General features: G+C 75.1%; 12 protein-coding genes. 2 read left to right on the top strand and 10 right to left on the bottom strand.

The window, feature by feature from the left end:
* Positions 1-20 precede the first annotated feature (20 nt).
* From ACYX4T_RS21700 to ACYX4T_RS21690, 3 genes are read right to left on the bottom strand one after another with little or no spacing between them, the layout of a single operon-like run.
* Complete coding sequence (locus ACYX4T_RS21700; protein ID WP_476011334.1) at positions 21-1,169, bottom strand: acyl-CoA dehydrogenase family protein; 1,149 nt, start codon at positions 1,167-1,169, stop codon at positions 21-23.
* Complete coding sequence (locus ACYX4T_RS21695) at positions 1,166-3,157, bottom strand: acetyl/propionyl/methylcrotonyl-CoA carboxylase subunit alpha (RefSeq protein ID WP_476011333.1); 1,992 nt, start codon at positions 3,155-3,157, stop codon at positions 1,166-1,168. Before ACYX4T_RS21695 ends, ACYX4T_RS21700 begins: the two co-directional genes overlap by 4 nt.
* Before the next feature lie 5 nt (positions 3,158-3,162).
* A complete protein-coding gene (locus ACYX4T_RS21690; RefSeq protein WP_476011332.1) occupies positions 3,163-4,782 on the bottom strand; it encodes an acyl-CoA carboxylase subunit beta in 1,620 nt (539 codons plus the stop codon).
* A gap of 52 nt (positions 4,783-4,834) precedes the next feature.
* On the opposite strand from ACYX4T_RS21690, the gene ACYX4T_RS21685 reads away from it, so the two are divergent.
* Entirely contained in the window at positions 4,835-5,404 is a 570-nt protein-coding gene (locus ACYX4T_RS21685) for an SACE_7040 family transcriptional regulator (protein WP_476011331.1), read from the top strand.
* A gap of 36 nt (positions 5,405-5,440) precedes the next feature.
* Positions 5,441-5,839 (top strand): YbjQ family protein, encoded by a 399-nt coding sequence (locus ACYX4T_RS21680; protein WP_476011330.1) that lies wholly within the window; start codon positions 5,441-5,443, stop codon positions 5,837-5,839.
* Between the two features lie 12 nt (positions 5,840-5,851).
* Here ACYX4T_RS21680 and ACYX4T_RS21675 read toward each other — a convergent pair whose 3' ends face one another.
* The 7 genes from ACYX4T_RS21675 to ACYX4T_RS21645 form a co-directional block, all read right to left on the bottom strand.
* Positions 5,852-6,247: a hypothetical protein gene (locus tag ACYX4T_RS21675; RefSeq protein WP_476011329.1), complete on the bottom strand. Its 396-nt coding sequence runs from the start codon at positions 6,245-6,247 to the stop codon at positions 5,852-5,854.
* Positions 6,248-6,355: 108 nt separating this feature from the next.
* Entirely contained in the window at positions 6,356-8,317 is a 1,962-nt protein-coding gene (locus ACYX4T_RS21670; RefSeq protein ID WP_476011328.1) for a S9 family peptidase, read from the bottom strand.
* A gap of 82 nt (positions 8,318-8,399) precedes the next feature.
* Positions 8,400-9,968, bottom strand: coding sequence for an acyl--CoA ligase family protein (locus tag ACYX4T_RS21665; RefSeq protein WP_476011327.1), 1,569 nt, complete (start codon positions 9,966-9,968; stop codon positions 8,400-8,402).
* Between the two features lie 22 nt (positions 9,969-9,990).
* A complete protein-coding gene (gdhA, locus tag ACYX4T_RS21660) occupies positions 9,991-11,349 on the bottom strand; it encodes an NADP-specific glutamate dehydrogenase (RefSeq protein ID WP_476011326.1) in 1,359 nt (452 codons plus the stop codon).
* 86 nt (positions 11,350-11,435) lie between these two features.
* Positions 11,436-13,142, bottom strand: a complete 1,707-nt coding sequence (locus ACYX4T_RS21655; RefSeq protein ID WP_476011325.1) for a hypothetical protein — start codon at positions 13,140-13,142, stop codon at positions 11,436-11,438.
* A complete protein-coding gene (locus ACYX4T_RS21650) occupies positions 13,139-14,629 on the bottom strand; it encodes a glycosyltransferase (RefSeq protein ID WP_476011324.1) in 1,491 nt (496 codons plus the stop codon). The genes ACYX4T_RS21655 and ACYX4T_RS21650 overlap by 4 nt, the downstream gene beginning before the upstream one ends.
* Complete coding sequence (locus ACYX4T_RS21645; protein ID WP_476011323.1) at positions 14,626-15,285, bottom strand: hypothetical protein; 660 nt, start codon at positions 15,283-15,285, stop codon at positions 14,626-14,628. Before ACYX4T_RS21645 ends, ACYX4T_RS21650 begins: the two co-directional genes overlap by 4 nt.
* Positions 15,286-15,320 lie beyond the last annotated feature (35 nt).

The raw sequence follows: 15,320 nt of genomic DNA, 5'->3' as shown, positions 1-15,320 counted from the left end.
CGGAAAGTGCTCACATACCGTCAGAGGCCGAGGTGCCGGGCGATGAGGATCTTCTGAACCTCGCTGGTGCCCTCGCCGATCTCCAGGATCTTCGAGTCGCGGTAGTGGCGGGCCACCGGGTACTCGTTCATGAAGCCGTAGCCACCGAAGATCTGGGTGGCGTCGCGGGCGTTGTCCATCGCGGCGTTCGAGCTCACCAGCTTCGCCACCGCCGCCTCCTTCTTGAACGGCAGCCCGGCGGCCATCTTCGCGGCCGCGTCGTGCCAGGCCAGGCGGGCGCAGACGGTGCGCGCCTCCATCTCGGCGATCTTGAACTGGATGCCCTGGTAGGTCCCGATCGCGGCGCCGAACGCCTCGCGCTCGCGGGCGTAGCGCACCGACTCGTCGACGCAGCCCTGCGCGGCGCCGGTGGAGAGCGCGGCGATCGCGACCCGGCCCTCGTCGAGGATCGAGAGGAACTGGGCGTACCCGCGGCCCCGCTGCCCGACGAGGTTCTCCGCGGGCACCCGGCAGTCGTCGAAGGCGAGCTCGTGGGTGTCCGAGGCGTTCCAGCCGACCTTCGAGTAGCTCGGGGCGACGGTGAAGCCCGGGGTCCCGGACGGGACCAGGATCGCCGAGATCTCCTTCTTGCCGTCCTCGCCGCGGTCAGTGACCGCCGTGACGGTGACGAGCGACGTGATGTCGGTGCCGGAGTTGGTGATGAACGCCTTCGTCCCGTTGATCACCCAGTGGTCCCCGTCGAGCCTCGCGGTGGTCCGCGTGGCGCCGGCGTCGGACCCGCCGCCGGCCTCGGTCAGGCCGAAGGCGCCGAGGCGGCGGCCGGTGGCGAGATCGGGCAGGTACTGCTGCCTCTGCTCGTCGGACCCGAACCGCAGGATCGGCATGATCCCCAGCGAGACCCCGGCCTCGAGGGTGATCGCGACCGACTGGTCGACCCGGCCGAGCTCCTCGAGGGCGACGCACAGCGCGACGTAGTCGCCGCCCATGCCCTCGTAGTCCTCGGGCACCGGCAGGCCGAACAGGCCCATCTCGCCCATCGACGCGACCAGGTCGTACGGGAACTTCTCGGCGATGTAGAGGTCGCCGATGACCGGGGCGACCTCCTTCTGCGCGAAGTCCTCGACGGTGGCGCGGAGGGCCTCGTGCTCGTCGGACAGCTGCATGATCATTCTCCCGGGTCGGGCACGACGGTGACCAGCGGTGCGTCGAGGGCGACGGCGGCGCCGGCCTTCGCGGCCAGGTCCTTGACGACGCCGTCGGTCGGCGCCGACACGACGTGCTCCATCTTCATGGCCTCGACGACGACGAGTCGTTGGCCGGCGGTGACGTGGTCGCCCTCGGCGACCTCGACGGCGGTGACGGTGCCGGGCATCGGCGCGGTGAGGGGCCCGTCCGCGCCGGCGCCGGCGGTGCGGGCGGCGCGCAGGCGCTCCTGCTCGCGCAGCGCCCAGACCCCGCCCTCGCGGCCGAGCCAGCGGATGCCGTCGGCTCCCCCGCCGGTCGCGACGCGGAAGCGGCGCGTGGTGCCGTCGAGGACCAGGACCAGCTCGGCGCCGTCGCGGCGGGCGGAGACGGGACGCGGGGAGCCGTCGGCACCGATCGTGACCGTGGCCCCGGTGGGCGGCCCGGCGACCGCGACCTCGACGGGGTCGCCGCTCGCCCCGGCGGCCGGGACGAGGCGCCAGCGCGCGGGCGCGGGGTCGGCGCCGAGGCGCCAGCCCCCGATGCGGTCGAACGGGGCGTCGCCGCCCGCCCGATCGGCCAGGTCGAGCAGCCCGGCCAGCGCCGCGGCGGCGAGGACGTCGTCGGGGAGGTCCTCGGCCGGCGTCGGCAGCCGCCCGATCAGCCCGGTGTCGAGCCGCCCGGCGCGCACGTCGTCGTCGGCGATCAGGGTGCGCAGCCAGGCGAGGTTGGTGCGCACGCCGAGCACGGTGGTGGCGGCGAGCGCGGCGTCGAGGCGGTCGAGGGCCGCGGCGCGCGTCGGACCGCTGGTGATGATCTTGGCGAGCATCGGGTCGTACCGGGACCCGACCTCGGTGCCGGCCGCGACGCCCGCGTCGACGCGCGCCTGCTCGGGCCACACCAGGTCCAGCACCGTCCCGCCCGTGGGCAGGAAGCCCCGCGCCGGGTCCTCGGCGTAGAGCCGGACCTCGACGGCGTGGCCCTCGAGGCGGATGTCGCCCTGGTCGTAGTCCAGGGGCTCGCCCGCGGCCACGCGCAGCTGCTCGGCGACGAGGTCGAGGCGCCGCCCGCGGATGCGCACGACCTCCTCGGTGACCGGGTGCTCGACCTGCAGCCGGGTGTTCATCTCGAGGAAGAAGAACTCGCTCGCGTCGGCGTTCGTGACGAACTCGACCGTGCCCGCGCCGACGTAGCCGCAGGCCTTCGCGGCCTCGACCGCCGCCTGCCCCATGGCGTGGCGCTGCCGGCCGTCGAGCACCGCCGACGGCGCCTCCTCGACCACCTTCTGGTGCCGGCGCTGCAGCGAGCACTCGCGCTCGCCGAGGTGCACGACGGTGCCGTGCGCGTCGGCCAGCACCTGGATCTCGACGTGGCGGGGGTCGGTGACGTAGCGCTCGACGAGCAGCGTGTCGTCGCCGAAGCTGCCCCGGGCCTCGCGGCGGGCCGCGGCGATCGCGTCGTCGAGGTCGGCGTCGCGCGTCACGACGTGCATGCCCTTGCCGCCCCCGCCCGCGCTGGGCTTGAGCAGCACCGGGAAGCCGATCCGCCGGGCCTCCGCGGCCACCTGCTCGTCGGACAGCCCCGCCCCGTCGGACCCGGGCACCAGCGGCACTCCGGCCGGCCCGACCGTCGCCTTCGCCCGGATCTTGTCGCCCATGGCCTCGATGGCCGCGGGCGGCGGGCCGATCCAGGTCAGGCCGGCGCTCTCGACGTCGCGCGCGAAGGCGGCGTTCTCGGCGAGGAAGCCGTAGCCGGGGTGCACGGCCTGCGCGCCCACCGAACGGCCGGCCTGGATGATCGCGGCGCCGTCGAGGTAGTCGGGCACGCGCACGGCGACGTCGGCGGCCGCGACGTGCGGCGCGCCCGCGTCGGGGTCGGTGTACACCGCGACGGCGCGCAGCCCCCGCGCGTGCAGGGTCCGCGTGATCCGCACGGCGATCTCGCCGCGATTGGCGATCAGCACACTGGTGAACACGCTGCTCACATCCGGAAGACGCCGAAGTGCGGCGGGTCGAGGGGGGCGTTGGCGCAGGCCGAGAGCGCGAGGCCGAGCACGGTGCGGGTGTCGGCGGGGTCGATGACGCCGTCGTCCCACAGGCGCGCGGTGGAGTAGTACGGGTGGCCCTGGCGCTCGTACTGGTCCCGCACACCCTCGGCGTCCGACGAGCCCACGGTGCCCAGCACCGTCGCGGCCTGCTCGGCGCCCATGACGCTGATCCGCGCGTTGGGCCACATCCACAGGAAGCGCGGCGAGTAGGCCCGGCCGCTCATCGCGTAGTTGCCGGCACCGTAGGAGCCGCCGATGACGACGGTCAGCTTCGGCACGCGGGTGGTGGCGACGGCGGTGACCATCTTCGCGCCGTCCTTGGCGATGCCGCCCGCCTCGTACTCGCGGCCGACCATGAACCCGGTGATGTTCTGCAGGAAGATCAGCGGGATGCCGCGCTGGTCGCAGAGCTCGACGAAGTGCGCGCCCTTGAGCGCCGACTCGCGGAAGAGCACGCCGTTGTTGGCGACGATGCCCACCGGGTGCCCGTGCAGGCGGGCGAAGCCGGTGACGAGCGTGGTGCCGTAGTCGGGCTTGAACGGGGTGAAGGCACTCCCGTCGACCAGCCGCGTGATCACCTCGTGCACGTCGTAGGCGGTGCGCCCGTCGACGGGGACGACGTCGTAGAGCTCGGCGGGGTCGTGCTCGGGCTCGACGGTCGGGCGGCGCTCCCACGGCGGGGGGACTCGCGGGCCGAACGTGTCGACGATGTCGCGCACCATCGACAGCGCGTGGGCGTCGTCGTCGGCGAGGTGGTCGACGACCCCGGAGGTGCGCGCGTGCAGGACGCCGCCACCCAGCTCCTCGGCCGTGACCTCCTCGCCCGTCGCGGCCTTCACCAGCGGCGGGCCGCCGAGGAAGATCGTGCCCTGGTCGCGCACGATGATCGCCTCGTCGCTCATCGCCGGGACGTAGGCGCCACCGGCGGTGCAGGAGCCGAGGACGGCCGCGATCTGCGGGATGCCGAGGCCGGACATCGTCGCCTGGTTGTAGAAGATGCGGCCGAAGTGCTCGCGGTCGGGGAAGACCTGGTCCTGCTCGGGCAGGAACGCGCCACCGGAGTCGACGAGGTAGACGCACGGCAGGCGGTTGTGCAGCGCCACCTCCTGCGCGCGCAGGTGCTTCTTCACCGTCATCGGGTAGTAGGTGCCGCCCTTGACGGTGGCGTCGTTGGCGACGACGACGCACTCGCGCCCGGCGACCCGCCCGATGCCGGTGATGATCCCGGCGCCCGGGGCGGCGTCGCCGTACATCCCGGTGGCCGCCAGCGGCGAGAGCTCGAGGAACGGGCTCGACGGGTCGAGCAGGGCGTCGACGCGGTCGCGCGGCAGCATCTTGCCGCGCTCGACGTGGCGCGCCCGCGAGCGCTCCGGACCACCGAGCCGCGCGACGGCGAGCCGCTCGCGCAGGTCGGCGACGAGGGCCTCATGTGAGTGATTCTCCCGGCCGTAGCCGGGAACTTCGCTCACGTGGTCGGTGCTCGGCGCGGCCACGCTCGACCTCCTCGTCGGTGCCGGCGGCCGGCTCCCCGCACCGCCCTGGTTAACGCTCATTCACGTTAGCGATCGTTCACACGACCTGGCAAGAGGCGTTAGTGTGCCGAGGGTGCCCGTCACCACGTCCCGCCGCGAGCAGATCCTCACCGAGGCCGCGCGGCTCTTCGCACGCCACGGCTTCCACGGCGTGTCCATCGACGGGATCGGCGCGGCCGTGGGGGTCAGCGGGCCGGCCCTCTACCGGCACTTCCCGTCCAAGGAGGGCCTGCTCGCCGAGATGCTCGTCGGCATCAGCGAGCACCTGCTCGCCGGCGGGCAGGAGCGGGCCGCCGAGCACGCCGACCCCGGTGCGCTGCTCGACGCGCTCGTCGCCTTCCACACCGACTTCGCCCTGCGCCAGCCCGAGCTGATCACCGTCCAGGACCGCGACCTGGCGAACCTCCCCGACCCCTCGCGCCGCCGCGTGCGCGGCCTGCAGCGCGCCTACGTGGAGATCTGGGTCGACGCCCTGCGGCGCGCCGACCTCGCGGTGGGCGAGGAGGCCGCGCGCGTCGCCGCGCACGCCGCGTTCGGGCTGATGAACTCGACGCCGCGCAGCGCCGGCCACACCCGTGCCGAGGTCGCCGCGCCCGTGCTCGTCGCGATGGCCCGCGCGGCGCTGCGCGCCTCGCCCGTCTGAACCAGGACGGGCCCGCGGGCCGCTACAGTCCGCGCCGTGCAGCCGCAGCAGCAGGGTCAGCAGCCGGGCCAGCCCCAGGGTCAGTTCCAGGGACAGCGGTACCCGATCCTGCTGTCGACGATGAACGACCTGCCCGGCTACGAGGTCGTGCGCGTGTTCGGCGAGGTCTTCGGACTGACGGTCCGCAGCCGGAACATGTTCTCGACCATGGGCGCGGGCTTCAAGTCCATGGCCGGCGGCGAGCTCAAGGGCCTGTCGAAGCTGCTCTCCGACTCGCGCCACGAGGCGCTCGGGCGGCTCTCGGAGGAGGCCATGGCGCACGGCGCCAACGCGGTGCTCGCGCTGCGCTTCGACTGCAACGAGATCGCCACCACCGCGAGCGAGATCGCCGCCTACGGCACCGCGGTCTACGTGGTGCCGCACACGCAGCGCTGACCCAGCGCCTGATCACCGCTGCCGCTGGTGCTCCTGCTCGGCCGCGAGCAGCCGGTTGCGGAGCAGCGTCGCCTCCTCCAGGCGCGCGCGGACGGCCTGCTGGCGGGAGAGCAGCTCGCGCACGTAGTCGGTGCGCTCGGCCTCCTGGGCCTCGTGGATCTGCGCCGAGAGCCTGGCGTCGAAGCGCTCGAACTCGGCGACCTGGTGGTCCGCCGACCGGCGCCGGCGCACCGCCTCCTCGTACGGCGTGCGCAAGGGCGTGCGCCCGTAGGGCGCGGTGCCGTGACCGGGCGCCCCGGACGGCGGCGCGTACTCGCGCGGCGCGCCCACCCCGGTGTAGGCGGGCGGCGCGGTGTCGGGCGCCCGGTCGCCCCCGCGTCCGAACAGCCGAGCCAGTCGTGAGGCCATGACGCACCCTCCTCACCCGCCGTGACGCCTCCAGGGTGCACCCGGCCGTCCCCGGACGGAAGCGGACATCGCCCGTGTCGGCCGCTCGGAAGTCCCCGCCTGCCCGGATCAGCCGACCTCGACCTCGACCGGCGCGATGTCCTCGCCCGGCGGCAGCGCGAAGCCGAACATCCGCGCGTAGAACGCCAGCTCCGCGTCCAGCGCCCGGCGGATGTTCTCGGCCCGGCGGAAGCCGTGCTGCTCGCCCCGGAGCAGCAGGTAGGCGACGGGCACCCCGCGGCGGCGCAGGGCGTCGACGATCATCTCCGACTGGTTCGGCGGGACGATCGCGTCCTCGTCGCCCTGCAGCACGATCAGCGGCGTCGCGAGCCGGTCGACGTGCGTGATCGGCGATCGCTCGACGTAGACGTCGCGCGCCTGCGGGTACGGCCCGACGAGACCGTCGAGGTAGCGCGACTCGAACTTGTGCGTCTCCTGCGCGAGGGCCTCCAGGTCGGCCACCCCGAAGTGGTCGGCGCCCGCCGAGAACGGGGTGTCCTCGCGCGCCAGCGCCGCCAGCGTCGTGAAGCCGCCCGCGGACCCGCCGCGGATGGCCAGGCGCGCCGGGTCGACCCGCCCCGCGTCGGCGAGCGCGCGGGCCGCGGCGAGGCAGTCGGCGACGTCGACGATCCCCCACGCGCCCGTCAGCTGCTCGCGGTAGGCGCGCCCGTACCCGGTGGAGCCGCCGTGGTCGACGTCGACGACCCCGAAGCCGCGGCTCGTCCAGTACTGCACGCCGAGACTCAGCACCGGGGCCGCGGACCCGGTCGGCCCGCCGTGGATGACGACGAGCAGCGGCGGCCGGTCGCCCGCCGGCCCGTCCCCGGCCGGCGGGTAGTAGAGCGCGTGCGCCTCCCGCGGCGCCCCGGCCGGGTCCACCGAGGGGAACGTCATCGGCTCCGGCACCGCGATCGTCGCCGGGTCGAGGCCGAGGTCGCGGGGCGGGCGCAGGGTGGTGACGGTGCCGTCGAGCGCGACCCGGTGCACCCCGGGCTCGGCGGTCGGCGAGCCGGCGACGCAGACGACGGCGTCCGGCCCCTCGGCGCGCACCGAGCGGATGGCCGTGAACGGGGTGTCCAGCTCGGTCACCCTCCCGTCCGCGTCCCGGACCGCCAGCGCGTCGAAGCCCTGCGACGACCGCGCGACGACCACGCGGCCCCCGACCGTCGCGTGCCGCGCGCCGGCCAGCTGCCAGGCCGGCAGGCCGATCTCCGCGTCGAGCACCACCAGCGGGGTGACGCCGTCGTCGACCGACCAGCGGTAGAGGTTCCACCAACCGGTGCGGTCGGAGAGGAAGTGCAGCCCACCGTCGTCCTGCCAGACGGGCTCGCCGACCGACTCGCCCGGTCCGCCCGCGACGACCGTCTCGGCGCCGGTCGCGAGGTCGCGCACGGTGAGCACCGAGTCGTCCCACGGCATCGACGGGTGGTCCCAGGAGATCCAGGCGAGGCGGGACGCGTCCGGTGACAGGCGGGGCGCGGCCACGAAGTCCGGGCCGGTGACCAGCACCTGCGGCGCGCTCGGTGCCCGGGCGTCGAGGCGCACGACCTCGTTGACGACCTCGGTCGCCGGGGCGTCCGCGCGCGGGTGGTGCTCGCGGACGCACACCAGCCACGTGCCGTCGGGCGCGACGTCGCCGTCGGCGTAGCGGTCACCCCGCGGGGCGGCGGGCTCGGGGGTGAGGACGACCGGCTCGCCGCCGGGGTCGAGGCGGCGCAGGCGCTGGTCGGCCCAGTCGACGTACCAGAGGACGCCCTCGTGCACCCACCACGCGCCGCCGCCGTACTCGTGGACCGCCGTGCGCGCGTTCGCGCCCTCGGGGAGCAGCTCGGTGACCGCGCCCGTATCGGCGTTCTCCCCCTCCGCCCGGTGGACGAGCTGGGTGCGCCCGCCCTCCGAGGCGCGCTGCTCGCCCCACACGACGCCCCCGCGGCCGTCCGGGCGCACGTCGTCGAGGCGCACCGCGGCGGCCACCACGAGCTCGGAGGTGATCGGCGTCGGCCAGGAGCCGTAGGGCAGCGGTGACGTCACGGCGCCACCGTAGGCGCCGGAGCGAGCGTGATCGAAGTACCGATACGGACGTTGAGTGTCAGCGACGGCACTTCGCTGACACTCACTCGCGAGCGCGGAGCACGTTCTTCTGGATCTTCCCGGTCGAGGTCTTGGGCAGCTCGCCGAACACGATCCGCTTCGGCGCCTTGAACCGGGCCAGGTGGACCCGGACGTGCTCGACCAGCTCGTCGGGGTCGACGTCCTGCGACACCGTCACGTACGCGACGGGGACCTCGCCCCACCGCTCGTCGGGCGCGCCGACGACGGCCGACTCGACCACCGCCGGGTGGCTGTCCAGCACGCGCTCGACCTCGACCGACGCGATGTTCTCGCCGCCCGAGATGATCACGTCCTTGCTCCGGTCGCGGATCTCGACGTAGCCGTCGGGGTGCACGACGCCCAGGTCGCCGGTGCGGAACCACCCGTCGGCGTCCACCTCCGCGGTGGCCTCGGGGTCGCGGTAGTAGCCGAGCATGACGTCGTTGCCGCGCAGCACGAGCTCGCCGAGCGTCTCGCCGTCGGAGGGGACCTCCCCGCCGGTCTGCTCGTCGATCACCCGCAGGCGCTGCGCGACGACGTTCCCGACGCCCTGGCGGGCCTTGAGCCGCGCCTGCTCGGCGGCGTCGAGGTCGTCCCACTCGGGGTGCCAGTCGTTGACGCTCGCGGGCCCGTAGGTCTCGGTGAGGCCGTAGAGGTGCGTGACGTCCATGCCGAGCTCGTCCATCCGCGCCAGCAGGGTCGGCGAGGGCGGCGCGCCCCCGGTCGCGACCGTGACCCGCTCCGGCGCCGGGCCCTCCTTCGCGGCCTCGGCGTGGGCGATCATCGTCAGCACCGTCGGCGCCGCGCAGTAGTGGGTGACGCCCTCGCCGCGGATCAGGCGCCAGATCTCCTCGGCGTCGATCGCGCGCAGGCACACGTGCAGCCCGCCCGCCGCGGTGACCGCCCAGGGGAAGCACCAGCCGTCGCAGTGGAACATCGGCAACGTCCACAGGTAGCGCGAGGCCGGCTGCAGGCGCAGGTGGAAGGCCATCGCGAGCGCCTGGAGGTTCGCGCCGCGGTGGTGGTACATGACGCCCTTGGGCCGCCCGGTGGTGCCCGACGTGTAGTTGATCGCGAGCAGGCCCCGCTCGTCGGCGACGGGCACGACGCGCTCGGGGGCGTCGGCGACCAGCGACTCGTAGCGCTCGCCCTCCTCGACGAGGTCGATGCCGGTCCGCTCGGCCACCGCGCGGGCGTTCTCGACGAGCTCGCGGGTCGCGACGAGCAGGCGCGCCCCGGAGTGCTCGACGATGTGGACCATCTCGTCGACCGAGAGCCGGGTGTTCAGCGGCACGAGCACCGCGCCGGCGTAGGGCACGCCGTGGTGGCACTCGAGCATGACGTGGCTGTTGGTGGCGAGCGCGGCGACGCGGTCGCCCGGTTCCACGCCCAGCTCGTGGAGGGCACCGGCGAGCCGCCGCGAGCGCGCGCCGAACTCGGCGTAGGTGAAGCGCCGGTCGCCGTCCACGATCGCGTCGCGGGTGGCGAAGGCGTGCGCGGACCGGTCGAGGAACGCCGTCGGCGTCAGTTCGGTGAAGCTGAACGGGGCGGGGGTCACCGGGGCCGTGCCTCTGTGCGGGGCGCTGTCCATGGGGCTTCTCTACCCGATCGACCTACACGACGCCCAGGCTCGTCATCGCCTCGGCGACCCGTAGGAAGCCCGCGGCGTTGGCGCCGTTCTCCAGGTCGCTGGGGTCACCGAAGTACCGCTCGCCGGCGTCGCGGACCCGGTCGTAGGCGTCGGACATGATCGCCGACAGGCGCGCGTCGACGTCCTCGGCGCTCCAGCGCTCGCGGCCCGCGTTCTGCTGCATCTCCAGCGCGGACACCGCGACGCCGCCGGAGTTCGCTGCCTTGCCGGGGCCGAAGCCGACGCCGGCCGCGCGCAGGACCTCGCGCGCCTCGGGGCGGACCGGGCCGTTGGCGCCCTCGGCGACCACCCAGCAGCCGGAGTCCACCAGCGCGCGTGCCTCGTCCGTGCCGATCTCGTTCTGCGTCGCGCACGGCAGCGCGACGTCGCACTCGAGCAGGAACGCCGAGGTCGACCCGGACGTCGCCCCGGAGCGCTTCTCGGCGTAGTCGGCGACCGAGCCGCGCTGTCCCTTGATCTCGCGCAGGAGGTCGACGTCGACACCGTCGGGCTCGGACACGGAGCCCCGCGAGTCCGAGCAGCCGACGACGGTGCCGCCCGCCGCGATGACCTTCTCCATCGCGAACAGCGCGACGTTGCCGCTGCCCGAGACGACGACGCGGGCGCCGTCGAGGTCCTTGCCCTGCTCGGCGAGCATGCGCTGGGTGAAGTAGACGGCGCCGTACCCGGTGGCCTCGGGCCGCAGCGCCGAGCCGCCGAGCACGGCCGGCTTGCCGGTGAACGCTCCGGGCTCGTGGTAGCCGATGAGGCGCTGGTACTGCCCGTAGATCCAGCCGATCTCGCGGGACCCGACGCCCATGTCCCCGGCGGGGACGTCCACCGAGGCGCCGACGTGGCTCGCGAGCTCCGAGGCGAACGACTGGCAGAACCGCATGAGCTCGCCCGTCGAGAGCGCCTTCGGGTCGACGTCGGCCCCGCCCTTGCCCCCGCCGATGTCCTGGCCGGTCAGGGCGTTCTTGAACACCTGCTCGAAGCCGAGGAACTTGATGACGTCGAGGTCGACCGTCGGCGCGAACCGCAGCCCGCCCTTGTACGGCCCGAGCGCGGAGTTGAACTGGACGCGGAACCCGCGGTTGACCCGCACGGTCCCCGCGTCGTCGACCCACGGGACCCGGAACACGATGACCCGCTCGGGCTCGCAGAGCCGCCCGACGACGTCGGTGTGCTCCGGGTGCTCGACGAGCACCGGGGCGATGCTGCGCAGCATCCCGCGGACGTCGGCGTGGAAGAACTCCTGGTGCGGGTCGCGGCGCAGCACGTCGCGCCACACGTCGCGTACCGCTTCCGGCATGTCCGGCTCGGCATCCTGATCGTGCGCCATCCGCCGTCCTCCCGTGACGTCGTCGTCCCGTGACGGTGAGGCTGGTACCCGGCGGTCGCCGGTGTCAGTCGGTGGACGGACGAGTGTCAGGTCACCGGGCGGACCTCCCAGAGACTCCAGGCGTAGGAGAACGGCGTCGCCGGGGCGACCGTCCCGAGCGGGCGGACCCACGGCGGCGCGGACGGCGTGCCGAACGACCCCCAGCGCTCCCGGACCGCGTCGACGCCGCCGGCCTCGCCGCGCAGCACCAGGCGGATGCCGTGGCCGGGCGGGTCGGCGAGCGCGGCGGCGAACCCGTCGTCGGAGGTGATGAGGAAACGCTCGGGGTGCCGGCTCGCCGCGACGACGGCGAAGCCGCTGCCGGCGTCGACGAGCACGCTCGCCGGCGGGAGGTCCATCGCGTCGACCCGGTCGGCGACCTCGCGGTCGGAGGCCCACATGCCCAGCGCGGACTCTCCCGCGGGCGCGCCGCCGAGCACCGGCGCGACGCGGTGGTACTCCTGCGTCGCGTCCACCGGCTCGGCGACCATCGCCCGCGCCGAGGTGGCGATGCCCGCGCCGAGCACCGCCACGACGACCAGCGCGCCCGCGCCGGCCCGCAGCACGGCCGACGCCCGGCTCGGCTCGCCGTCGCCCCGGCCGTCGCTCCCGCCGCTCCGGCCGTCGCGGGCCAGCAGCAGGCCGAGCAGCACGACCACCAGCGGGACGGCGGTGATCTGGTAGCGCAGGAAGCCGAAGAGGTTCCCGGACAGGTAGGTGGCCCACTCGAACGCCAGCACGGACCCGAACAGGGCCACGGGCACGGCCGCCAGGGCGAGGGCGCGCCCCCGGGGCGCCCGCCACAGCGCCCGGGCGAGGACGAGGGCCAGCAGGGGCAGGAGCGCCGGCGCGAGCCAGGTGAGCTGGCGGGCGGGGACGGCGATCGACACGGCGGCGTCGGCCCCCGCGAGCAGGGCCGCGTTGCCGTAGGCGGACGTGAACTGCTCGAACGGCGAGCCCACCACCAGCCAGCTCACGACGGCCCAGAGCGCGAACGCGGCGGCCGGCGGGCCGGCCACGAGCCCGACGTCGACCAGGACCGCGTCCCGGCGCCGGGCCGGGCGGCGCAGGGCGCCGGTGCGGCGGGCGGTGACGACGGCGACCAGCACGGCAGCGCCCACGGTGGCCACCAGCGCCTCGTAGCGGGCGAGGTAGCCCAGCGCGAGGTGGAGCCCCGCGGCCACCAGCGCGGTGGTCTCGCCGTCGCGCACCCACGCGAGCAGGCGGCGCGCCGCGGCGAGCAGGAACGCGACGAGCAGCGCCTCGGTCATCCCGTTGCCGGCGTAGAGCAGCACCATCGGCGACAGGGCGAACAGCAGCGTCGTCAGCGCGCGCGGGAGCGGGCGGACCCGCAGGTCGCCGAGGAGCCCCCAGGTCGTGGCGACGGCGGCGGCACTCGCGACGGCGGAGAGCAGCGCGGCGAGGTACCCCTGGGACACCAGCGCCGGCCACAGCGCGCGCAGCGGCGTGAACGGCACCATGAGCAGGGCCGGCAGCGGCGTCCACACGTAGCCGATGGCGGCCAGCTTGGGGTCGCTCGACGACCACACCGACGAGGCCGCGGAGACCCGCGCGAGCGCGTCCTCCATGACCCCGTCGTGGCGCAGGACGAGCACGGCACCCACGGCGACGTAGAGGGCGAGGGCGCCCAGGAACCAGGCGTGGCCGGCGGTCGGGCGCCGCCGGGGGCGGCGCGGCCGCGGGGCGGGGGGCAGGGCGCCGGGCAGCAGCGGGCGGGTCGCGACGTCGGTCACGCCGCCACCTCCTTCTCGGGCGTGACGTCGAGACCGTGGGTGGTCTTCTCCCAGTACGAGGGAGCGGCGACCAGCTGCACCCCGGCCTTGATCGCGGCGAGCGACATGAGGACCCAGTACAGGGGTGAGACGAGCGCGGCGGCCGCGAGGTGGGGCTTGCCGGCCGCCCGGGCGTTGGCGACGCCGGCGACGACGGCGGCCAGGCCGCCGACCATCCACACCGCGAGGCCAGGGTAGTAGACGAGCGGCGGGAACGCGGCGGCGACGGCGGGCGGCCGGGCGAGGATCCACAGGGCGGTCAGACCCCAGAACAGCGGGTTGACCATGGCCAGCACGGGCGTCGCGGCGACGAAGAGCACGAGGCCGACGACGCCGCGGGCTCCGATCTCGCGGGTCAGGGTGACGGGGTGCCGCACGTGCACCGCGAAGCTCTGCAGGTAGCCCTTGTACCAGCGGGAGCGCTGCTTGACCCAGTTGATGGCGTCGGAGTTGGCCTCCTCCTCGGTCGTGCTGCCGAGCATCGCCACCGCGTAGCCGCAGCGGGCCAGCCGCAGCCCGAGGTCGGCGTCCTCGGTGACGTTCCACGGGTCCCAGCCGCCGACCGCGACGAGCGCGTCGCGCCGGATGTGGTTGGACGTGCCGCCCAGCGGGATCGGGGCACCGGTGGCCATGAGCCCGGGGAGCAGCCAGCGGAACCAGGTGTCGTACTCCACGGTGAACCAGCGGGTCAGCAGGTTCTGCTCGGCGTTGTGGTAGGTCAGCCGGGCCTGCAGGCAGGCCACCCGGGGGCCGAGCCGCGTGAACGCCACGGCCGCGCGGCGCAGCTGCAGCGGCTCCGGCCGGTCCTCCGCGTCGAAGATCGTCACCAGCTCGCCGCGCGAGCGCAGCAGGCCGATGTTGCAGGCCTTCGGCTTCGTGCGCGGCTCGCCGGGCGGGACCTCGACGATCGCGATCGGTCCCCGCCGCTCGCCGCCGAGCGCGGCGCGGGCGGCCGCCAGGGTCTCGGTGTCGTCGGCCTCGAGCAGCAGCAGGACCTCCAGCCGGTCCGCGGGGTACTCCAGCGCGGCCATCCCCGCGACGACCCGGGCGATGACCTCGGGCTCGCGGTAGGCCGGCACCAGCACCGTGTACGTCGGCAGCGCCGCGTCCGGCACGGCTCTGGCGTCGGAGTCGGTGACCGTGACCGTCGGGTCGTCGGCCACGGCGCGACGGATGAGCTCGAGGCGGTGCAGCGTCGTGGCGCAGTGCAGCAGCACGAAGGCCCCGACGAACGTCGCGGCGGACGTCGCGGGCCACAGGACGAGGCACACCCCGACCACGGCCAGCACGGCGAGGGCCACGGCGCGGCCGCCGCGTCGCGACGGGCGGGGGCGGGCGGAGAGCTCGGGGTGGAGGTCGGCGAACCCGTCCGCGGCGAGCGCCAGCTGGTCGGCCGGGCTCGTGTGCCGCGCGACGGCGTACCGGGCGGCGATGCTCGGACCGGTCATGCCGCGGCCCTCGACGCCGCGGTCTCCGCGACGGTGACGGGCAGCGTGACGGTGACGGGCTCACCCGGGACCACGACGAGGGCGCGGGCGTCGCGGGCGGGGGCCGGCGGCGCGACCCGCACCGCCGGCGAGCGCCGGCGCGGCGCGACGAGCAGCGCGACGAGCAGCGCCACGACCAGCGCGGTGACCGCGACCGTCAGGTCCGCCCGCCCGACCCGCGCTGCCACCGGGGACAGCGCGGCCTCCCACGGCGCGGGCCACGCGAGCAGCAGCAGGAGCGGGGCGGCCCGCTGTTGCCAGAGCCGGCGCGTCCCGTGCAGCAGGGCGATGAGACCGACGGCGAGCAGCGGCGTGGCGAGCACGAGCGCGTCGCGCTGCGTCGTCCCGCCGGCGACGAGCCCGGCCGCGACGAGCGCGACCGCGGCGACGGCCACGAGGGCGGCGACGATGTGGTCGAGCTGGCGGTCGTGGATGTCCGGGCCCGCGGGGCGGCGGCGGAGGCGCTCGCCGCCGACGGCGACCGCGCCCGGCAGCAGCAGGGCGAGCCCGACCAGGGGGCTGCCGGGCAGCCAGGTCACGAGGAGCAGCACGGCGCCCGGGAGGGCCCCCAGGGCGAACGCTGCGGCCAGGGCGAGGTCCACCCGGGAGGCCCGCACGGTGCTCCGGAGGGTGGCGAGCGGCGACGGGCGGC

The organism is Actinomycetospora sp. ABD4_176 (assembly GCF_056311855.1).
The sequence above is the reverse complement of the archived record's forward strand: the minus strand, read 5'-3'. Positions and strand labels throughout refer to the sequence as shown.

Excerpts from the sequence above, each read along its gene's own strand:
- ACYX4T_RS21690 (WP_476011332.1), bottom strand. The coding sequence starts at position 4,782 with ATGAGCGTTAACCAGGGCGGTGCGGGGAGCCGGCCGCCGGCACCGACG.
- ACYX4T_RS21665 (WP_476011327.1), bottom strand. The coding sequence starts at position 9,968 with ATGGACAGCGCCCCGCACAGAGGCACGGCCCCGGTGACCCCCGCCCCG.
- gdhA (WP_476011326.1), bottom strand. The coding sequence starts at position 11,349 with ATGGCGCACGATCAGGATGCCGAGCCGGACATGCCGGAAGCGGTACGC.
- ACYX4T_RS21650 (WP_476011324.1), bottom strand. The coding sequence starts at position 14,629 with ATGACCGGTCCGAGCATCGCCGCCCGGTACGCCGTCGCGCGGCACACG.
- ACYX4T_RS21675 (WP_476011329.1), bottom strand. The coding sequence starts at position 6,247 with ATGGCCTCACGACTGGCTCGGCTGTTCGGACGCGGGGGCGACCGGGCG.
- ACYX4T_RS21700 (WP_476011334.1), bottom strand. The coding sequence starts at position 1,169 with ATGATCATGCAGCTGTCCGACGAGCACGAGGCCCTCCGCGCCACCGTC.